Origin of the sequence: Bradyrhizobium guangdongense, assembly GCF_004114975.1 — a bacterium.
GTDB lineage: Bacteria > Pseudomonadota > Alphaproteobacteria > Rhizobiales > Xanthobacteraceae > Bradyrhizobium > Bradyrhizobium guangdongense.
The window spans coordinates 4153198-4172347 of the sequence record NZ_CP030051.1 but is presented as its reverse complement, the minus strand read 5'-3'; the positions used below and the strand labels follow the sequence as shown (position 1 = coordinate 4172347).

Sequence of the window (19150 nt, the reverse complement as noted above, 5' to 3'; positions counted from 1 at the left end):
TTGCGCGGTGGTCACACGCTGACCGTAACTGTGCAAGCGCTCTGCCAGAAGTGCAAATTGTTGCCAAGAGGAGTTCGTCATGGATGCAACGTCCACCACGGGTGCAGCGCACCAACCGGGTCGCGGCCGGGTCTATGACTCGATCGTCGAGGCTTTTGGCGACACGCCGATCGTGCGCTTGCGCAGGTTGCCGGGCATGCACGGCGTCAATGCGACCATTCTGGCAAAGCTTGAATATTTCAATCCGGCCGCGAGCGTGAAGGACCGCATCGGTGCGGCCATGATCATCGCCATGGAGAAGGCGGGCATCATCAAGCCCGACACCGTGCTGATCGAGCCGACCTCCGGCAATACCGGTATTGCGCTCGCCTTTGTCGCGGCCTCACGCGGATACCGCTTGAAGCTGGTGATGCCGGAATCCATGTCGATCGAGCGGCGCAAGATGCTCGCCTTCCTCGGCGCCGAACTGGTGCTGACGCCGGCCGCGCAGGGCATGAAGGGCGCGATCGCGGCCGCCGAAGAGCTTTTGAAGACGACACCGAACTCGGTGATGCCGCAGCAGTTCAAGAACCTCGCCAATCCTGAAGTGCATCGTCGCACCACGGCGGAAGAGATCTGGAACGACACCGCAGGCAATATCGACTACTTCGTCGCCGGCGTCGGTACCGGAGGCACTATCACCGGTGTCGGTCAGGTCCTGAAGCCGCGCAAGGCATCCTTGCGGGTGGTCGCGGTCGAGCCGGAGGAAAGCCCGGTGCTGTCAGGCGGCCAGCACACGCCCCACAAGATCCAGGGCATTGGCGCAGGCTTCGTGCCTGACATTCTCGATCGCTCCGTGATCGACGAGATCGTCAAGATCAACTCGACAACGGCCATCGAGACTTCGCGGGCGTTGGCGCGGCATGAGGGCATTCCGGGTGGCATCTCCTCAGGCGCCGCGATCGCGGCCGCGCTCCAGATCGGCAAGCGGCCGGAAGCTGCAGGAAAAACCATCCTGGCTATCGTGCCGTCCTTCTCAGAGCGCTATCTTTCGACCGCTCTGTTTGAAGGAATCTAGCACATGGCGGATCAACCGAGGCGTCCGCGGACGCTTGGCGACGCGAGGACCGAGGCCGAGGCAGCGTTCAAGAAGGTGACCGCCAAGGTCGCCGCGGCGCCGCCGAAGTCAAACGCGGTTCCCGGCATCAAGGAGCAGGTGACGTTGCGCATCGATCAGGACGTGCTCGAGTTCTTCCAGGAGGGTGGCCCCGGCTGGCAGGACCGCATCAACGAGGCGCTGCGCAAGGCGGCGGGGAAGTAACGTACTTCGTCGCAACAATGAAAAAGCCCGGCGCGAGCCGGGCTTTTGTGTTTTGCGCTCTGGTCAGGGCTCAGTGGCGGAACATGCCGCCCATCATGCCGCCAACCACGCCGCCGACGAACGCGGCGCCGGCATCGCCGCCACCGCTGTGGCGGGGCGCGGGCGCGCTCTGCACGGGCGCGGCGCGCCGCGCCGGCTTCGGGCTGTCCTCGCTTGCAGTCGTTGTCGAGGCCACGATCTCGGAGAGCAGGGCCTTGTGCTGCAGCTTGTTGAGGAAGCCCGTCGACGGATAACCGCGGGCGGCCTGCCAGCGCTTCAGCACCGACCGGGTCTCGTCGTTGAACACGCCGGTCACCTTGGTGTCGAAGCCGAGGCCGTTGAGGCGGCGCTGCACGTCGCGGCGCTGACCCTTGTCCAGGCCGATCTGGTCCTCTGTGAGCTGGCTGGCATCGTCGGTGAAGGTGGCGGGATCGACGCCGGCATTGAGGTTGCGGGTCGTGGTCGATGGACCGTTCTGGATCGCCGCAAGCCGGGCCAGCGCCAGCGGCTTGAACTGGCCGTTGGGATAGGCGGAGAGGTAGGCGTTCAGCTCTTCCGGCTTGTTGGATTCCTTCACCGAACGCCAGAACTCGACTTCAGCCTCGGAGCCGGCTGTCGATGCGGCAGGCGCGGCGGTTGCTGTCGGTGCTGCGTTGGCCACCTGGGTCGCCGGCCCCTGGTTGAGGTAGACCGCGCCGATCAGATTGGTGTGCCCCCAGGGCAGCTGGCCCTTGTGGGTCTCTTCATTGACCTGGGCGCGCACAGAGGTCATCGCCTGCTGAATCTCGACGCCGGGCTTGGTGATGTTGTCGATCAGCGCGCGGGTGAACGGGCTGTTGTTGCCTTCCTGGCCGTCGAGCGCGGTCTGGCCGGGGCCGGTGGCAAACGCGATCAGCGTGCCTTCGCCCGATTTCATCTCGGCAAGGCCGCTTCCCACGTTGACGCTGCGGGTGGCGGAGTTCGACTTGATCTTGGCGGCAAAAGGATTGTCGCGGCAGGCGTCGAGGAACACCAGCTTGACCTTGGCATCGCCCATCGTCTGGTCGAGCGTCAGGTCGATGTTGATGGCGGCCCCGAGCTTGACGTCCATTTCCGATTTGATGTCGGCATCGACGGGCAGGAGATAGTTGGTGCCGCCGACGGCGATGCCATGGCCGGCATAATAGAACACCGCGATATCGGAGCCCTGCGCCTTGCGGCCGAAATCCAGCAGCTTCTCGGTCATCTGGTCGCGCGTGAGGTTGGATCCTTCGATCACTTCGAAGCCGACATTGCGCAGCGTCGATGCCATTGCCTTGGCATCGATCGGCGGGTTCGGTAATTGCGCGACGTTCTTGTAGGCGCCATTGCCGACGACGAAAGCGACGCGGCGGTCCGCCTTCGCGGCGCTGACCGACAGCGCCATGCACATCAGCGAAACGATGATGGTGAGAGTTCGCATCTGAAATCCCCAGAATCGAATTGGAGGCAGCAACAAATTGGCGGCGAAGCTACACGAACTGCCCGACTTCACGCCACCCAAACGACGGGACGTTTGGTTCAACCTGTTGCCGTGTGGCCGAATGCGCACGCCGGAATGCCCGCTCCAACGTGATCCAAATCACGCTCGACCACTTCGATGTGTCGCGCGAGGCCGCGGCGGGGTTCACTGTGCGCGGGCAGGAACCGGCGCGATCGGCTTCAAATTCAGGAGATTGCCAAACAGGATCAAGGCCGCGCCCAGCACGGTCCAGGCGTCGAGCCGCTCGGAATAGAGCAGCCAGCCGGCGGTCGCGGTGAGGGGAACCCGCAGGAAGTCCATCGGGACCACGATGGTCGCATCCGCGTACCGCAGCGCGCTGGCGAGGCAATAGTGCGAAAAAGTGCCGCAGACCCCGATCACGAAGAGCCACCCCCAGAGCGTGGCTGATGGCCAGGTCCAAACATAGAGCGTCGGCAGCAGGCCCATGACCATCTGCACCACGATCATCCAGAACAGGATCGACAAGGCGCTTTCGGTCCGCGTCAACGACTTTGCCAGGGCCATCGAGATGCTGAAGCCGATCGCAGCCCCAAGCGCGATCAACTGGCCCGGATTGATCTCGCCGGTAGCGGGCCGCACGATCATGACGACGCCGACGATGCCGAGGACGACCGCGGCGATCTTCCAGCTCGTCATACGCTCGGACAGGAAGGTTGCGGCGAGCAGCGCGGTCCAGATCGGCATCGTGAATTCGATCGCGACAACCTGGCCGATACCGATCAGCGTCAGCGCATAGAACCAGCCGAGCTGCGCGAAATAATGCACGCCGTTGCGTGCGAGGTGCTGGGGCAGGCGTTTGGTTTTGATCGCCTTGAAGCCGCCGGCCCGATAGATGATCGGCAGCAGCAACGTGAATCCGATCAGCGAGCGCACCTCCATGATCTGAAAGACGCTCAGGTCACGCGTGGTCTCGCGCCCGGCGACCGCCATGACCAGCATCAGGGACAGCCATCCAGCCATCCAAAGGGCGGCCATCGTTTTGGACGGTGTTGCGCTCATCGGTGCGGGATGGGAGATCGAACCTGAGGGAAGGCCGGTATCGGCGACATCGCCGGTGTTTGCAACGGCCAAATCTGCTGATGCAGCGATGCGCAGCGGCGTGGTAAGGCAGCGCAGATCAACAAAAAATCCGGAGATCTCCGCCCATGCGCATCTTGCAGCCGGCCGAATGGAAAAAACCGCGCGGCTTTTCACATGGTGTGGTGACGGAGGGGCCGGGTCGCTGGGTCGTGCTGGCCGGGCAGACCGGCGGCGACGAGACCGGCAATTATGATCCCGAGATGGCGGCCCAGGTCGCGACCGCGCTGCAGCGGATCGTCAAGCTCCTTGCGGAGGCCGGCGCCGGCCCCGACCACATCGTGCGCCTGACTTGGTATCTGACCAGCCGCAGCGAATATGAGGCCGCAGGCGCCGGCATTGGTGCGGCCTGGAAGGAGACGCTCGGGCGCAACTTCCCGCCCTCGACGCTGCTCTATATCGGCGGCCTCGTCGACCCCAGAGCCAAGGTCGAGATCGAGGTCACGGCGTTCGTGCCTGGCGCATAAAAATCGACCCGGCGAGGTCGCCGGGTCGATGTCTCGAGGGCGGCTCTGTCAGCGCGACATTGAGATGTTGGCGCCGCGGAACTGGCTGTCCGCGCGCATCGTGACGCTCTGCTTGTTGCCGCTCGTCCTCAGCGCGATGTTGGCGTTGAAACCGGCGGCAGAGGCGACGACCTCGAAGTTCCCGCCGCCGCCGCGGCCCTGGAGTGAGCCGGAGATATTGCGGCTGGCCTCGGACCAACTGCCGGTGATGGCGCTTCCCTCGGCCCTCACGTTGGCGGCGAGGTTGAACTTATAGGCGTCGCTGGCACAGGTCAGCGACATCTCCATGGTGGGGCCAATCGGGGCGTATTTGGCCCGGCAGCGGATCCGCTCGGTCGAGCCGTCATCCAGCGTCACGGTGCCGCCGCCGCTCCAGCTGCCCGCCATCGGGGCGAAGGGACCCGACTGGGCCTTGCTCTCCGAGCCGGCAACAGCTGTCACAAACAAAACGGCGGCCGTCATGAGCAGCCGCCGATTAAGGAGGTTCGTTCCGAATAGCTTATTGGCGCGATGCTTCCCACCGCCCGCTGCACGGTATGCCTGCAGATGCTCCATTCCACTTCCCCGATCCGGCGTTGCCGCTGAGTTGACCGTTAGCATATGCACCATTGATCGAAACTTTCACAAGACCCCCGCTGCCGATGGTGCCGGAAACGTTAGCGCCCGGCGCGGTGATCTTGCCGTCGGCAACCGTCAGCATCGAGCTTGCGGTCGGCTCGCAGGAACCGGTCTTGGTCACGATGGTGACCTGCCAATTGCCATCGTAGGGGGTCTGGGCGACCGCCGGGGCGGCGAGGGTGGCGGTAATAACTGAAGCGGCACAGAACGCCGCGATGCGAGCAAAACGCATGAATTCCGTCCTTGAATCTGTCTGATATGCTGACGCTTATTCGGAAGAAATGTGACGGAAATTTGGTGCAATGCAAAGTCGAAAATTGTTCCTGTCAAAACAATGGTTTATTTGCGTTTTCGGCTCCAATTTTGGAAGCGAAATCAAGGGCCCTTGGCGTTAATCGTTAACGTCGGGAGTGACTCGGAATGGCCGCCTAGGACAAGCTGGGCGCCGAGGTGGCGAACTGCTCGTCTTGGGGCTTGGACGGGAGGGCCTTGTGCACCTTGGCATAATCGATCACGTCGGCCAGCAGCTTGAGGCCGAGCGGGGCCAGCGCACGCTCCCAGAGCTCGCGCGCGGTCTCACCTTTTCTGACGAAGCACCAGTCTTGAGCGGCGATGGCGCCGGCGTCCATGCGGTCTGCGAGGTGATAGATCGTCCCGCCGGCGATCGGATCGCCTTCCTTGATGGTCCATTCCACCGCGGCCTTGCCGCGGTGGCGCGGCAGCAGCGAGGGATGATAGCCGATGCCGCCCAGCTTCGCTGCCGCCAACGCGTCCTTGCCGATCCGGGCATGGCTGTGGGCGGTGATGATCAGATCGGTATCGGGCGCAATCTCCGAGGCGACCACCAGCTTCGGGTTTGCCTGTACAACCACCTCGATTCCGGCGGCCTTCGCGGCCGCAGCCAAGCGGTCCTCGGCGTCAGCGACCACGACCCGCACGATGCCGACGCCGTGCTCGCGGAGCATGTTCAGGGTGGTCACGCCGAAATGGCGGGAGCCGACGAGGGTAATGCGCATGGGTGTCCGATCCGTCTCGCAGCTGCGTCATCCCTCCGATAACACGTCAGGCCGTCGTGTCACCACCCGCGCCGCATTTGCGCCGGTTATCAACAATGCCAGGGGGCGGGAGGAATGACGCGACTGGCCAAATTTCATCCCGGATCTGCTTTCCAAGCCGACTTAGGCCACCGGCTTGATCGCCGGCGGCTTTGTTGTTCCTGCCATCGCGAAATCATCAAACGGTAACGCGTTCTCAACTTCGCTGTCGTATCGACGAATCCGTCGCGGACTTGTATTGCGTACCGCGACACCAAGAATGTCCCGCCGGCGTGGGTGCGTCGCGCGGGCATTTTTGCCGGGACCGATTTCATGTCGAATGCGATTGCGCAGATCGTGGATGCCTATGTGCGGCTGAAGAACCGCCGTGGCCTGGACGAGCTGATGATGCACAGGCAGCGGCTCGCCGTCGATTTGAAGAGCAGGTCGGGCAGCTACGATTTCAGCCTGCCGATCAGCAAGATCGACGAAGAGATCGCGATTATCGAGGAAGGCCTCAGCCGGCTGAAGGCCGAATCCTCCGATACCGATACGGTCCGTCGGATCTGACGCGCTCAGTCGCGTCGGCCGCCATCGATCACGGTGAAGAGCGGCCGCGCCGGGGTCGGCTCGACCAGCAATTCCTCCACCAGCGCCGTTGCCGCATCGACATATTTGCGCGTCGGCTTGTCGAGCTCACGTTTGGCCTCGTCATCGAGCGCGACCTTGGCGGCTTCGACCAGCTTGCGCATCCGCGCGGCGTGATCGTCACCTGCCGTCAGCGTCGCACGCGCCAGCGAGCGCAGCACGAACAGCTCGCCTTCAAGGCGGAGCAGGCGGTCATTGAGCCTGGTGAGGACGGCGTTGAGGTCGGCCATTGCTGGGTTCGTTGCGGAGGATCCCGTCTGATCTAGCGGCGATCGGTGAACGGACTCCAAACGTGACCGGCGCAATTGGGCCGATCTCCCATCACGCCTTGTTCCGCGCCAGATGGTCGCGCGCGAACGCAAGATACCAGTCGAGGCAGGCCGGATTGGCCATCGCCTCCTTGTTGATGACCTTCTCGACGGGATGGCCGAGCAGGAGCTTCTTGATCGGCAGTTCCTGCTTCTTGCCCGACAGCGTCCGCGGGATCTCGGCGACGGCAAAGATCTCGTTCGGCAGGAATCTGCGGGAGAGGCCGGCCTCGATCGCCTTGTTGATCTTGGCCCGCATCGTATCGTCGAAGGCAACGCCGTCGCGGAGCACCACGAACAGCGGCATGTAGCTGTCGCGGCCGAGATATTCGAGGTCGACGACGAGGCTGTCGAGCACTTCGGGGAGTGCCTCGATGGCGGCATAGAGCTCGCTGGTGCCCATGCGCAGCCCGTGCCGGTTGATGGTGGCATCGCTGCGGCCGTAGATCACGCAGGAGCCGTCCGGATTGACCTTGAGCCAGTCGCCGTGCCGCCACACCGGCCCGCGGCCGCTGCCGTCGAAATTGTCGGGATAGGTCTCGAAATAGCTGGCGCGGTAACGCGCACCGTCCTTGTCGTTCCAGAAGTAGAGCGGCATCGACGGCATCGGCTCGGTGCAGACGAGTTCGCCGACCTCGTCGATCACGGCGCGGCCTTGCTCGCTGAAAGCTTCGACCGCAGCTCCGAGCAGGCGGCACTGCATCGCGCCAGGTGTCTGCGGCAATTCGCGGTTTCCGCCGATGAAGGCGCCGGCGAAGTCGGTGCCGCCGGAGATGTTCGCCCACCAGATGTTGGCCTGCGCGGTGCTGCCGTTTGACTTCGAGAGTGCGGCGAAGCGGTCGTTGAACCAGGCCTGGGTGTCGGCGCTGAGCGGCGAGCCGGTCGAGCCGAGGCAGCGCAGCCGCGACAGATCGCCGGCGGCGGCGAGATCGATCTCGGCCTTGGCGCAGCTCGCGAAGAACGCCGCGCCCGCGCCGAAGAAGGTCGCTTTCGACTGCGCCACGAAGCGCCACAGCGTGGACCAGTCCGGCTTGTCCTTGGTGCCGCCGGGGCTGCCGTCGAAAATGCAGCAGGTGGTGCCGCTGAGCAGCCCGCCGACTTGGCTATTCCACATGATCCAGCCCGTCGACGAGTACCAGTGATAGCGCTCCCCGAACGAGTTCGGGTGGTACGAGCAGCCGAGGTCGTTGTGCAGGCCGAGTAGCGCCAGCACGACGATGACGATCCCGCCATGGCCGTGCACGATCGGTTTGGGCAGGCCGGTGGTGCCGCTGGAATAGACGATCCACAGCGGATGATCGAACGGCAGCCAGATCGGTTCGAATGCGTCGATCGCGGCGCCCGTCCTTGCGGTGATCTCGGAGAGCAGCGCGTCCGGCGCTGCAGGTGCGGCGGCCTCGCTGTGCAGGATGACATGCTCGACTGACGGCAGCGATCGCCGCAGCTCGGCGACGACGTCCTTGCGGTCGTGCCTGCGCCCGGCATAGGTCACGGTGTCGCAGGCGATCAGCACCTTCGGCTCGATCTGCTTGAAGCGGTCGATCACGGCGGGCGCGGCCATGTCGGGGGCGCAGAGGCTCCAGACCGCCCCGATGCTGGCGTTGGCGAGAAACGCGATGATGGTCTCGGGGATGTTGGGCAGATAGGCCGCGACGCGGTCGCCTGGCCGGACGCCCCGATCCTTCAGGTGCAGCGCGAGCGCAGCGGCTCGACGTCGCAGCTCCGGCCAGCTCGTCTCGACAAGCCGGCCGTCTTCGCCGCTGCTGACGATCGCGGGCAGGCCGGCGGCGTGCGCGGCGTCCACATGCCGGAACACCTTCCGGGCGTAATTGACCTGCGCGCCGGGAAACCAGACTGCGCCGGGCATCTTGCGCTCAGTGATGACGGCTGCAAAGGGCGTCGGCGATTGCAGATCGTAATAGTCCCAGATGCTGCGCCAAAACGCATCGAGATCGCGCACCGACCATTGCCGCATCTCCTCGTAAGTCGAGAATGTGAGTCCGCGCTGCTCGGCGAGCCAGCTGCGGTAGAGGGCGATCTGCGGGACGAAGGGAGCGGTCATTGGATTTCGGCTTTTATTTCGGGGAGCAAAGCTTAGCCGGAGCTGCAGCCGGGCAAAAGCCGCAGTTCGTGCAGACCGCAATGATGCGCTGCTATCGCGGACAGGCCTTGATCCGCTCGATCCGCTGGATGTCGTTGACCACCTGCCGGTCCCGGGCCGACAGAGGAACGTCGAGGATATTGTCGTACTTGCATCCCGCATTGCCAAAGGCGGCAATGGCGCGTGGCGTACGAAAGCAATAGCCGCCGGCTTTGAAGATGCTGTTCCGCTGCTGCCACAGCTGGTCGCAAGGCTGGTCTGCCACGTTCTGAGATCCATCGGCATCCCGCGCGGCGGCTGGATCGGCACGCTCCGGTTTGAGAATCAGAAGGCTGATATTGGCGCTCGGGACAAAGTTCGAGGCGCGGACCTCGAATTGGGTCGGGCTGATTTTTCGAACGCCATGTCCGCAGAAGCTGAGCAGATTTTCCGGCGCGCCCTTGTCGACCACCAGGCGGAATTCCCTGATGGGTCCAGACCAGTTCGCACCGGTCACCAGAATGTATTCCATGTAGTTCTGCTGCCAGTTCAAATTGGGCGAGCGGACCATGGAGTTGAGAAAATCCTGATCGACGCAGAAGCGATTGAGCCCCTTGGACCGCTCGATCTGGAGGATTGACGGGTTATCGAGGAACGTGGACGCCGACATCGGCACGGTGCCGCCGACGCTTGGCAAATAGCGATGGGAGACGGAGACCTCCTGGCCGGCGGGGAATCTCTGCTGCCAGTGATACGTGGTCTTCAAGACCCATTTTGGCGTCATGTATCCATCGGCACGCGGCGTATCCTCGATCAGACCTTCGCGGATCAACCGGTCCCAGGTCTCCTGGGAAAGATGATCCTGCTTTTGTCCGGTTCGCGGCGCCAGAGGCACATTCAGGGTTTTCAGCGTTTCGGTCTTGTCGATGCCGTTCAGAAGCGCCTTGCGCTCGACCAGGGCTGCGACCGGCGAGCCGTCCACCGTGGTGCTGAAGCCGAGGATGTTTTCGGGATCGTTGGTCGGGATCGCGATGTCCGAGTCCATCCCGAACGAAATGTCGGGCATCGGGAAGGCGACTTGCGTGTCGACGTCGCGGCTCGAATGATTGAAAAACCTGTACTGGACCCGGATTTCGGTCATCGAGATGAATAGATCTTCCGATCGCATCTCGATGTCGGGCGAGCGGGTGAAGATCAGGCCGCCGGTGGCCAGCTCGGCAGTGGAATCGTTGGCGCGAGCTTGAGGTGGGGCAATCGTCGCGGCGACCAGCAGCAAGGCACGGATCGTTCTTGGCAGCATCGGTCGCTTTCGAGTCTCGGAGGAGGTCATTGGCGCAACGGCAGCCGTGACGTGTACCGGCCGGCCAATGGGGGATCAAGTCCAGACCGACCCGATCTCCATCCAGTTCGATGCCGCCCGCAGGTGACACCGATTGACGAGTCTAGACGTTCATCCGTGATCTTGCAGTTCAAACGAGCGCCGCGGCCCGCTGCCTCGGCCTAATACGGCACCCCGGCCCAGCGCCTTCCGAATACGGCTGGCTTCGTCTTCACCGCCCGCCAGCCAAAGAAATGATGCTTGCCGGACCAGCTGTGCACCACGCCGCTGCAGATGCTGCACTTGAAGCTGCCGGTATGCGCTTCGCTGTGCTCTTCCCGCGTCGCGGTGTAGGTCATGCTGCAGCCCGCGCAGGTGAATTCTTCGGTCGTCCAGATGCTGTTGGCCATTGCACTTCAGTGTTCTTGGATGCGCTGGCGCGAGCCTAGGTGCGAGCCTTTGCATCGGCGTAAACCGGTCGGAGGAAATCCGGTTAATCGCTGTTAGGAAAACCGGCGCGGGGCGCCAATCCTGTCGTATTTTTCAGGGTCCGAGGAGGGCTCCCGGACCGGCCGGGTCAGCGGCGCCCAGACCCGCTCGTCTTGACGGCCGGCCCGAGGCTGGCAATAACGCATGCCCGCGCAAGCGCCGGAACCCGCGTTGATGCCGCAAGGAAAGCTGTGCCTGTGAAAAGTCTGCGTCAGCTCCTGACGGGCGAGGACGTCATTCAGCTCGTGATCCGGCTTGGCCTGTTGGCACTGCTGATCATCTGGACCTTCCTGATCATCCGTCCCTTCGTGCCGATCCTGGCCTGGAGCTTCGTCCTCGCCGTCGCGTTCTATCCGGCGTTCAGCTGGGTCGCCAAAATGCTGGGCGGACGGCCCAAGACCGCAGCTGCCATCCTGACCCTGGTCACGCTTGGTATCGTTCTCGGACCAGCCACCTGGCTCGGCCTCAGCGCCGTGGACGGGGTGAGGGAGCTTGCGCACCAGCTCGGCACCGGTGACCTCGCGCTCCAGTCCGCGCCCGAGCAGATCAAATCGTGGCCGCTGATCGGTCCGACCCTCTACGAGCTCTGGGACCAGGCCTATACCAACATCCGCGCGGTATTGCGCGAGGTCGCGCCGTATCTCCAACCGCTGGCGGGACCGCTTCTGGTGCTCGCGGGCGATGCCAGCCTCGGCACGCTGCAGTTCCTCGTCTCGGTGTTCGTGGCCGGTTTCCTGTTTCCGCATGGGCCCCGGCTGGTTGCGGCCGGGCGCGGCTTTCTGTCGCGTATCGTGCCCGAGCAGAGCGAGCATTTCCTCGAGCTCGGCGGCGCCACCATCCGCGCCGTGGCGCAGGGCGTGATCGGTGTCGCGATCGTGCAGGCGCTGCTCGCCGGCATCGGCTTCAAGCTCGCGGCGGTGCCGAGCGCGGGCCTGCTCGCCTTCATCGTGCTGCTGCTGTCGATCGTGCAGATCGGCGCCTTCCTCGTTCTGCTGCCCGTCATCATCTGGATCTGGACCGCCAAGGACGTCACCACGGCGCTGGTGCTCACCGTGTTCTTTGTCGTCGTCGGCTTCATCGACACCATGCTCAAGCCGCTGGTGATGGGACGCGGTCTCAACACGCCGACCATCGTGATCTTCGTCGGCGTGATCGGCGGCACGCTCGCTCACGGCATTGTCGGCCTGTTCATCGGCCCGATCATCCTGTCGGTGGCCTGGGAGATGGCGGCGGCGTGGATCGGGACGGCGTCGAAGCGGGCCGCTGAGCCGCCCATCGCCGACGAGACCTGATCGCGCCTCACGCTCATGTCGCAAGATGTGGACAATTGCGCCTGGCGGCGTCGACCGGAGCAACCATCGAACTTGTCTAACGAAATAGACAAGTTACGATGGCAACCAGATTCTTTTGTTGGTTTGCGACGGGAATGGCGAAGTCTTCCAAGCTGGTGGCCGCCAGGCGCGGCAAGGTTCTGTTGGTCCGGCGACGGTCGGACGGCCTGTGGATGTTCCCCGGCGGCCGCAAGCGAGCGCGCGAGACCGAGAAGGCCTGCCTGCGGCGTGAAATCAAGGAAGAGCTGCCGAAGTTGAAGCTCGGCCGGATCAGCCTCTGGAAAGAGGTGAAGGCCAAGAACAAGCGTTCGGGGCGCAGGATGAGCGACGCGATCTTCATCGCGAAGAGCGCCAAGGGGCGCCTGGCGATCGGCGACAAGAAAGAGATCGACCGCGCCGCCTGGCAGAAGCCGCGCGGGATCCGCCTGACCGCGACCTCGCGCTACATCCGCGATCGGCTGTTCCCGCGGAAGTCGCGGCGGCGATAGTGCCCGGGGATGACAAATAGTCTGGACCTCCCGCGGATATGTGAACCAGTTCACAAGCTGCCGTGAAACGCGCTGCTATAGAGGCGTCATTGCCTTACCAATCCATTTTCTTGAAACGCCCCAGCGCCCGCTAGCGCTGGGGTTTTTCGCGTTGGGGAGCGCGCCGCTGCTCAGCCCTGCCGCCGTAGAAACCCGGTGATCGTCACTTTCTCCCAGATGCCGGCCGCAGCGAACGGATCGGCGCGGTTGAAGGCCTCGACGTCGCTGCGGCTTGGGGCTTCGATCAGGAACAGACTGCCGATCATCGTGGCGCCGTCATCCGCGACCAGTGGTCCCGACATCACGATCTTGACGCCGAACTGGGAGGTGTCGCTGAGGAAGGCCTTGTGGGCATCGTAATTGGCAAGGCGCGTCGGCAGGGCGCCGGTGCGGTCGATGGCATGGATGGCAAACAACATGATGTCTCCAGTCTTCTTGGGGGCGGCTGTGTCATCAGCCGTCCCATGGCTTGATGAGAACGGGACGAGGCTACTTCGCGCTGAGCTTGCCGGCCTCTTCGAAGGTGGGGCAGGTGCGCTGCTCGAGCGGTGTGTCGAACGGCTGGTAATTATCCTTGGTGATGACCGTCGGCTTCAGCACGATTTCGGCGATCACAGGCTGCTCGCGCAAGGCGCGGATCGCCATCATGGTGCCGAGGCAGCCCTGGAAGAAGCCGTTGTAATCGCCGCTGGCCAGCAGCTTACCGGATTTGATGGCGTCGATTGCCTCCTTGGTGCCGTTGATGCCGATCACCTGTGCCTTGCGGTTGGCGCCCTCGAGCGCCTCGATCGCGCCGACCGCCATGGCGTCGTTGGCAGCTAATACGCCGTCGATCTGCTGGTTCGACTGCATCAGGTTTTCCATGACCTGGAGCGCCTGGAGCCGCTGGTAATTGCCGGGCTGCGAGGCGAGCAGCTTGGCGCCCGGGTTCTCCTTGAGCGCGTCATTGAAGCCGCGGACGCGGTCGACATTGGTGAGCGAGCCCTTGACGCCCTCGATGATGACGATGTTGCCCTTGCCGCCCAGCGTCTTGAGCAGGAAGCGCGCGGTCTCAAGCCCGAGGCTGTAATCGTCGGCGCCGACGAACGAGAGGAACTTGCCGCCGGCAGAGCGGTCGGTGATGTTGACAACGGGAATCTTGGCGTCGTTGATCTTCTCGACACCCGGCACCATCGCCTTGTAGTCGACCGGGGTGAAGACGATCGCGCTCGGTTTCTTCACCACGACGTCCTCGATCTGGCTGAGCTGTTCGGGAATTGAGTCGGGTTTGGTCGGAATGTATTGCAGCGTTTTGGCGTTCAGCGTCTTCGCCATGGTGTCGGCGCCGACCCGCACCGTCTGGAAAAACGGATTGGTCTGGTTCTTGGTGAACACCGCGATGGTCTCGCCGTCGGCGCGTGCCTGCGTGGCGAACGCGGCCGCCATCAGCAGCGGCAGTGCGAGATAGCCAACCCTTTGTTCAAGTCTCTGTTTCATGTCGTCTCCATCCCCTTTTTGGTTTGTTGGATCGGTTGAGAACTCATTGCGTGCGGCGGCGGGTCTTCATGTCGAGCCAGACCGCGACGATCACGATGATGCCGGTGACCAGCGGCTGCCAATTGGCGCTTACCGAGAGCAGGTTCATGCCGTTCAGCACCAGCGTCAGGATCAGCGCGCCGACGAAGGTGCCGAACACGGTGCCGACGCCGCCGAACAGGGAGGTGCCGCCGATCAGCACGGCCGCGATCGCCGGCAAGGTCAGGCTTTCGCCGATGTCGGCCTCGGCGGAGTTGAGCCGCGACAGGAAGATAATCGAGGCGAGCCCGGCCATGGTGCCGGATACGGCGTAGACCAGCAGCAGGCGTCGCGCGACGGGGATGCCGGAGAGGCGCGCGGCAACCGGATTGGCGCCGATCGCGTAGATCTCCTGGCCCCAAATCGTGCGCTGGGCAAACAGCGTTCCGATCCCGAGGAACACGAGCAGCAGATATACCGGGATCGGCAGACCGAAAAGATAGCCGCTGCCGATCTGGCGGAAGCCGGCCGGAAAGCCGTGCAGCGTTTCGCCCGCCATGTACCAATAGGTCACCCCGTTCAGCACCCAGAGCATGCCGTAGGTGGCGATGAAGGAGGGGATGCGCAGCGCCGTCACCATGATGCCGTTGAGCAGGCCGACCATGCCGCCGCAGGCGAGGCCCGTCAGGATGCCGAGCGCTGGCGATCCCGTGGTGTGGATCACGGTCCCGGCGATGCAGGCTGATAGCGCCACGTTGGCGCCCACGGAGAGATCGAGGCCGGCGGTGAGCACCACCAGGGTCAGTCCGGAGGCGATGAAGAAGGTGAGGCTCGCCTGGCGCAGCACGTTGAGGATGTTGCCGAGGCTGAGGAAGGAGTCGTTCAAGATGGCCAGCACGGCGCAGATCAGCAGCACGGCGAGCAACCGGTAGAACAGTTGGATCGCGTCCTGCGACAGGAAGGAACGCGGCGGCGACAGCGCCTCCTTGGTGATGTCGGTCATGCGCGGCTCCTGAGGCCGTCGAGGAAAAGTGCGACGATGACGAGGATGCCGACGCTGGCGACCTGCACCGAGGAGGGTAGCGAGATCAGGTTCAGTCCGTTGCGCAGCACGCCAACGGCAATGACGCCCAAGAGTGTGCCGAGCAGCCAGCCATTGCCGCGCTCGAACGAGGTGCCGCCCACCGCGACCGCTGCGATCGCGTCGAATTCGAGCCCGAGGCCCGCGGTCGGATGCCCTGAATTCATGCGGGCGGTCATCAAGAGGCCGGCGACGCCGGCCATGGTGCCGCCGAGCGCGTAGACCGCGATCAGCAGCCGGCTCGGCGAGAGGCCGGCATAGCGGAGCGCCTCGCGGTTACCGCCAAGGGCAAACACATAGGTGCCGAAGCGGGTGTGATAGAGCAGGCCGTGAAAGACGGCGTAAGTCACGAGCGCCAGCACGATCGGCAGGGGAATGCCTGCTAGCGTCGCCGAATAGATGTCGCGGACGCTGTGGGGAATGCCGACCACGCTCTGGCCGTCCGAGACGATCAGCGACAGGCCTTGCGCCATTCCGAGGGTGCCGAGCGTGGCCACGAAAGGCGGGATACCCAGGATCGCAACCAGCCAGCCGTTGACGGTGCCGAAGGCAGCGCCGACCAGGACGCCGGCGCCGAGGCCGAGCAGCATCGACTTGGTCGCGAGCGAGACGATCGCGACGCAGAGCGAGGTCAACGTCAACACCGCGCCCATCGAGAGGTCGAGGCCCTCGGTCATGATGATCAGCGTCATCGGCAGCGCCAGCATGGTCAGGATGGTCGACTGTACCAGCACGTTCGAGAGATTGGCCGCGGTGAGGAAGCCGGGCGCGATCGCGCCGAACAGCACGATCAGCGCACCCAGCACGATGGCGACGCCGGGAATGCGCTGCAGCGGATTTGCTTGCGAGACGATTGCGACCTCACGCATGATGCATCCCCAATCGCACGATATTCTCCTCGGTCAGCTCATTGCGACTCAAGTGCCCGGCGACGCGCCCCTCGCGCATCACATAAGCGCGGTCGCAGACATGGCAGATCTCGACCTGCTCGGAGGAGATCATCAGCGCAGCCGCGCCTTCGGCGACCAGCCGGTCGATCAGCGCGAAGATCTCCGACTTGGCGCCGACATCGATCCCGCGGGTCGGCTCATCGAAGATGAAGAGTTTTGCCCCAGCCGCCAGCCATTTGCCGATCACGACCTTCTGCTGGTTGCCGCCCGACAACAGGCCCACCATCTGCCGCGCGCTCGGGGTGGCGATGCGGAGCTGCCGGATCAGGCCGTCGGCGGTGCGCTGGCTGCTGCGCGGATCGAACAACCCGCTTGGGAACAGCTTTCGTAACGCCGAGACCACGAGATTGTCGCCGACCGAACGCAGCAGGGCGAGGCCCTCGCTCTTGCGGCTTTCCGGGATCAGCGCGATGCCGCGGCGGGCGGCGATATCAGGCTCGCCCGAGATCGGCTTGCCGTCGAACACGATCTCCCCCGAGGCTACCGGATCGGCGCCGAAGATCGCGCGCGCGACTTCAGTGCGCCCGGACCCGACCAAGCCGCAGAGGCCGACGATCTCGCCGCGGCGCACTTCGATGTTGATGTCGGAAATGCCGCTCGGCGCGCTCAGGCCCTTGACCTCGAGCAGCACCTCGCCGGGCCTGCCGGCGAAATTGCGCGGGTAGGTCATGTCGACGGTGCGGCCAACCATCATGCGGACGAGCTGGTCAGGGGTGACGTCGGCCGGCTTGACGCCGTCGATGCGGCGGCCGTCGCGCAGGACCGTGATGCGATCGCCGAGTGCGAATACCTCAGCCATGCGGTGCGAGATGTAGACGATGGAGACGCCGTCGGCTTTCAGCCGGGCGATCAGTGCGAACAACAGCTCGGTCTCGCGGTCGGAGAGCGCGGCTGTCGGCTCGTCCATGACCAGGATGCGCGCGTTCTGGCTGATGGCCTTGGCGATCTCGACCATCTGCTGCTGGGCGACGCCGAGCGTGTTGACGATGATGGACGGATCGATGTCGAAGCCGATCGTGTCGAGCAGCCGCTTGGCGTCGGTCAGGATCTTGCGGCGGTCGATCGTGCCTGGAACACGGCCCTTCGGCTCGCGTCCCAGGAAGATGTTCTGGGCGATGTCGAGATAGGGGACCAGGGAGAACTCCTGGAAGATCACGGCAATGCCGAGCTTCTGCGCGTCCGCCGTGGATGCAATGGTGACCTTCTCGCCCTTGTAGAAGAACTCGCCGGCATCGGCGCTGTAGGCGCCGCACAGAACCTTCATCAGGCTGGACTTGCCGGCGCCGTTCTCACCTAACAACATGTGCACTTCGCCGGGGTAGAGCGCAAAGGACACGTCGTCGAGCGCCTTGACCCCCGGAAACTCCTTGCTGATGCCTCGCAACTGGAGCAGCGGCACCGCCGTGGTTTCGCCGGGGACGTTCACGTGGACGTTCATGGCCGCGCTCCCGCAAAGATCTTGCCGGGGTTCATCAATCCCTGGGGATCGAGCGCGGTCTTGATCGACCGCATGATGTCGACGGCCTCGCCCAGTTCATCGGCGAGGTAGTCGATCTTGCCCAGGCCGATGCCGTGCTCGCCGGTGCAGGTGCCGTCCATCGCAATGGCGCGGGCGACCATGCGGGCCTGCAGCGCTTTGGCGCCGTCGATCTCCTCAGGTCTTGCGGGATCGACCAGGATCAACATGTGGAAATTGCCGTCGCCGACATGGCCGACGATGGGCGCGGTGAAGCCGTGTTCGTCGGCATCCTTACGCGTATCGGTCAGGCATTCCGCCAGACGCGAGATCGGCACGCAGACATCAGTGATGACGGCGCGTGCGCCGGGCCGCAGGCCGAGCCCCGCATAGAGCGTGTTATCACGGGCGTGCCAGAGCCGGCTGCGGTCCTCCGGCGCTTTGGCCCATTCGAAGCCGCGGCCGCCATGCTCGGCGGCGATCGCCTGCACGACCTCAGCCTGCTCGGCCACTGCGCTCTCCGAGCCGTGGAATTCGAAGAACAGCGTCGGCGCCTCGCGATAGCCGAGCTTGGCATAGCCGCTGATGCCGCGCATCATGACGTCGTCGAGCAGCTCGACACGGGCGACCGGAACGGCCGCCTGGATGATGCCGATCGCGGTATCGATCGCATTGTGCAGCGTGTCGAAGCTGCACACCGCGGCCGAAATCGCCTGCGGCAGCGGATGCAGTTTCAGCGTGATCTCAGTGATGACGCCGAGCGTGCCCTCGGCGCCGACGAACAGCCGCGTCAGATCGTAGCCGGCCGCGGATTTGCGCGCGCGCCTACTGGTGCGGATCACGCGACCGTCGGCCAGCACGACCTCCACCGCCATGACGTTGTCTTTCATCGTGCCGTAGCGCACCGCCATGGTGCCGGAGGCGCGCGTCGAGGTCATGCCGCCGATCGAGGCGTCCGCACCGGGATCGATCGGAAAGAACAGCCCGGTGCCGCGCAGCTCCGCATTGAGCTGCTTACGGGTGATGCCGGGCTGGACCACGACGTTCATGTCGCTGTCGTGGACAGCAAGCACCTTGTTCATGCGCGCGAAGTCGATGCAGACGCCGCCGGCGACCGCGGAGGCATTGCCCTCGAGCGAGGTGCCGGCGCCAAACGGCACGATCGGCATACCCGAGCCGGCGCAGAGCTTGACGATCTCGACGACTTCCGCCGTGGTTTCGGGGAAGACGACGATATCAGGGGGCAGGGCGCGGTAATAGGACTCACTCTGGCCATGCTGGTCGAGCACGCCGCGCGCGGTGGTCGCGCGCGGACCGATCACGCCCGTGAGGCGCTCAGCCACAGCGGCACTGTCGACCCGCGGTTCCATTG

Annotated in this window: 21 protein-coding genes; 6 read left to right on the top strand and 15 right to left on the bottom strand. The window is 64.3% G+C overall.

Annotated elements, in window-relative coordinates; genetic code table 11:
* The first annotated feature begins 79 nt into the window (after nucleotides 1-79).
* Both cysK and X265_RS19930 read left to right on the top strand, forming a co-directional pair.
* Nucleotides 80-1057, top strand: a complete 978-nt coding sequence (gene cysK / locus X265_RS19935) for a cysteine synthase A (protein ID WP_128966356.1) — start codon at nucleotides 80-82, stop codon at nucleotides 1055-1057.
* Between the two features lie 3 nt (nucleotides 1058-1060).
* The gene (locus X265_RS19930) at nucleotides 1061-1300 is read left to right on the top strand and encodes a BrnA antitoxin family protein (protein WP_092290515.1); all 240 of its coding nucleotides are present in this window, start codon (nucleotides 1061-1063) and stop codon (nucleotides 1298-1300) included.
* A gap of 70 nt (nucleotides 1301-1370) precedes the next feature.
* Here X265_RS19930 and X265_RS19925 read toward each other — a convergent pair whose 3' ends face one another.
* Complete coding sequence (locus X265_RS19925) at nucleotides 1371-2780, bottom strand: caspase family protein (protein ID WP_128966355.1); 1410 nt, start codon at nucleotides 2778-2780, stop codon at nucleotides 1371-1373.
* Nucleotides 2781-2984: 204 nt separating this feature from the next.
* Nucleotides 2985-3860, bottom strand: coding sequence for a DMT family transporter (locus tag X265_RS19920; RefSeq protein WP_128969343.1), 876 nt, complete (start codon nucleotides 3858-3860; stop codon nucleotides 2985-2987).
* 146 nt (nucleotides 3861-4006) lie between these two features.
* On the opposite strand from X265_RS19920, the gene X265_RS19915 reads away from it, so the two are divergent.
* Nucleotides 4007-4405: a RidA family protein gene (locus X265_RS19915; RefSeq protein WP_128966354.1), complete on the top strand. Its 399-nt coding sequence runs from the start codon at nucleotides 4007-4009 to the stop codon at nucleotides 4403-4405.
* Between the two features lie 48 nt (nucleotides 4406-4453).
* On the opposite strand, the gene X265_RS19910 is transcribed toward X265_RS19915, so the two are convergent.
* The 3 genes from X265_RS19910 to X265_RS19900 form a co-directional block, all read right to left on the bottom strand.
* Nucleotides 4454-4999: a hypothetical protein gene (locus tag X265_RS19910; protein ID WP_164938699.1), complete on the bottom strand. Its 546-nt coding sequence runs from the start codon at nucleotides 4997-4999 to the stop codon at nucleotides 4454-4456.
* A complete protein-coding gene (locus X265_RS19905; RefSeq protein WP_128966352.1) occupies nucleotides 4944-5294 on the bottom strand; it encodes a hypothetical protein in 351 nt (116 codons plus the stop codon). Before X265_RS19905 ends, X265_RS19910 begins: the two co-directional genes overlap by 56 nt.
* 196 nt (nucleotides 5295-5490) lie before the next feature.
* The gene (locus X265_RS19900; protein WP_128966351.1) at nucleotides 5491-6078 is read right to left on the bottom strand and encodes a formyltransferase family protein; all 588 of its coding nucleotides are present in this window, start codon (nucleotides 6076-6078) and stop codon (nucleotides 5491-5493) included.
* Nucleotides 6079-6429: 351 nt separating this feature from the next.
* Between X265_RS19900 and X265_RS19895 the strand changes: the two genes are divergently transcribed.
* The gene (locus X265_RS19895) at nucleotides 6430-6666 is read left to right on the top strand and encodes a hypothetical protein (protein WP_128966350.1); all 237 of its coding nucleotides are present in this window, start codon (nucleotides 6430-6432) and stop codon (nucleotides 6664-6666) included.
* Nucleotides 6667-6671: 5 nt separating this feature from the next.
* Here the strand turns inward: X265_RS19895 and X265_RS19890 are convergent, their stop codons facing one another.
* The 4 genes from X265_RS19890 to X265_RS19875 all read right to left on the bottom strand — a co-directional run bounded on the left by X265_RS19890 (nucleotide 6672) and on the right by X265_RS19875 (nucleotide 10860).
* Nucleotides 6672-6974 carry a hypothetical protein gene (locus X265_RS19890; protein ID WP_011087444.1) on the bottom strand — a complete coding sequence of 101 codons (303 nt, stop codon included), beginning with the start codon at nucleotides 6972-6974 and terminating at the stop codon, nucleotides 6672-6674.
* A gap of 91 nt (nucleotides 6975-7065) precedes the next feature.
* Nucleotides 7066-9114: an acetoacetate--CoA ligase gene (locus tag X265_RS19885; RefSeq protein WP_128966349.1), complete on the bottom strand. Its 2049-nt coding sequence runs from the start codon at nucleotides 9112-9114 to the stop codon at nucleotides 7066-7068.
* A gap of 91 nt (nucleotides 9115-9205) precedes the next feature.
* Nucleotides 9206-10432 (bottom strand): DUF4424 family protein, encoded by a 1227-nt coding sequence (locus tag X265_RS41445; RefSeq protein ID WP_164938698.1) that lies wholly within the window; start codon nucleotides 10430-10432, stop codon nucleotides 9206-9208.
* Nucleotides 10433-10632: 200 nt separating this feature from the next.
* Nucleotides 10633-10860 carry a hypothetical protein gene (locus X265_RS19875; protein WP_128966347.1) on the bottom strand — a complete coding sequence of 76 codons (228 nt, stop codon included), beginning with the start codon at nucleotides 10858-10860 and terminating at the stop codon, nucleotides 10633-10635.
* 270 nt (nucleotides 10861-11130) lie between these two features.
* Between X265_RS19875 and X265_RS19870 the strand changes: the two genes are divergently transcribed.
* Together X265_RS19870 and X265_RS19865 are read left to right on the top strand one after the other, a co-directional pair.
* Nucleotides 11131-12231 carry an AI-2E family transporter gene (locus X265_RS19870; protein ID WP_128966346.1) on the top strand — a complete coding sequence of 367 codons (1101 nt, stop codon included), beginning with the start codon at nucleotides 11131-11133 and terminating at the stop codon, nucleotides 12229-12231.
* Nucleotides 12232-12365: 134 nt separating this feature from the next.
* Nucleotides 12366-12758, top strand: a complete 393-nt coding sequence (locus X265_RS19865) for an NUDIX hydrolase (protein WP_092290501.1) — start codon at nucleotides 12366-12368, stop codon at nucleotides 12756-12758.
* 170 nt (nucleotides 12759-12928) lie between these two features.
* On the opposite strand, the gene X265_RS19860 is transcribed toward X265_RS19865, so the two are convergent.
* The 6 genes from X265_RS19860 to X265_RS19835 all read right to left on the bottom strand — a co-directional run bounded on the left by X265_RS19860 (nucleotide 12929) and on the right by X265_RS19835 (nucleotide 19148).
* The gene (locus X265_RS19860) at nucleotides 12929-13216 is read right to left on the bottom strand and encodes a YciI family protein (protein ID WP_128966345.1); all 288 of its coding nucleotides are present in this window, start codon (nucleotides 13214-13216) and stop codon (nucleotides 12929-12931) included.
* A gap of 70 nt (nucleotides 13217-13286) precedes the next feature.
* Nucleotides 13287-14273: a sugar ABC transporter substrate-binding protein gene (locus X265_RS19855; protein ID WP_128966344.1), complete on the bottom strand. Its 987-nt coding sequence runs from the start codon at nucleotides 14271-14273 to the stop codon at nucleotides 13287-13289.
* A gap of 43 nt (nucleotides 14274-14316) precedes the next feature.
* Nucleotides 14317-15294 carry an ABC transporter permease gene (locus X265_RS19850; RefSeq protein WP_128966343.1) on the bottom strand — a complete coding sequence of 326 codons (978 nt, stop codon included), beginning with the start codon at nucleotides 15292-15294 and terminating at the stop codon, nucleotides 14317-14319.
* Entirely contained in the window at nucleotides 15291-16241 is a 951-nt protein-coding gene (locus tag X265_RS19845) for an ABC transporter permease (RefSeq protein ID WP_128966342.1), read from the bottom strand. The genes X265_RS19850 and X265_RS19845 overlap by 4 nt, the downstream gene beginning before the upstream one ends.
* Nucleotides 16234-17760 (bottom strand): sugar ABC transporter ATP-binding protein, encoded by a 1527-nt coding sequence (locus X265_RS19840; RefSeq protein ID WP_128966341.1) that lies wholly within the window; start codon nucleotides 17758-17760, stop codon nucleotides 16234-16236. Before X265_RS19840 ends, X265_RS19845 begins: the two co-directional genes overlap by 8 nt.
* On the bottom strand, nucleotides 17757-19148 hold the full coding sequence (locus X265_RS19835) for an FAD-linked oxidase C-terminal domain-containing protein (protein WP_128966340.1): 1392 nt from the start codon (nucleotides 19146-19148) through the stop codon (nucleotides 17757-17759). Before X265_RS19835 ends, X265_RS19840 begins: the two co-directional genes overlap by 4 nt.
* Nucleotides 19149-19150 lie beyond the last annotated feature (2 nt).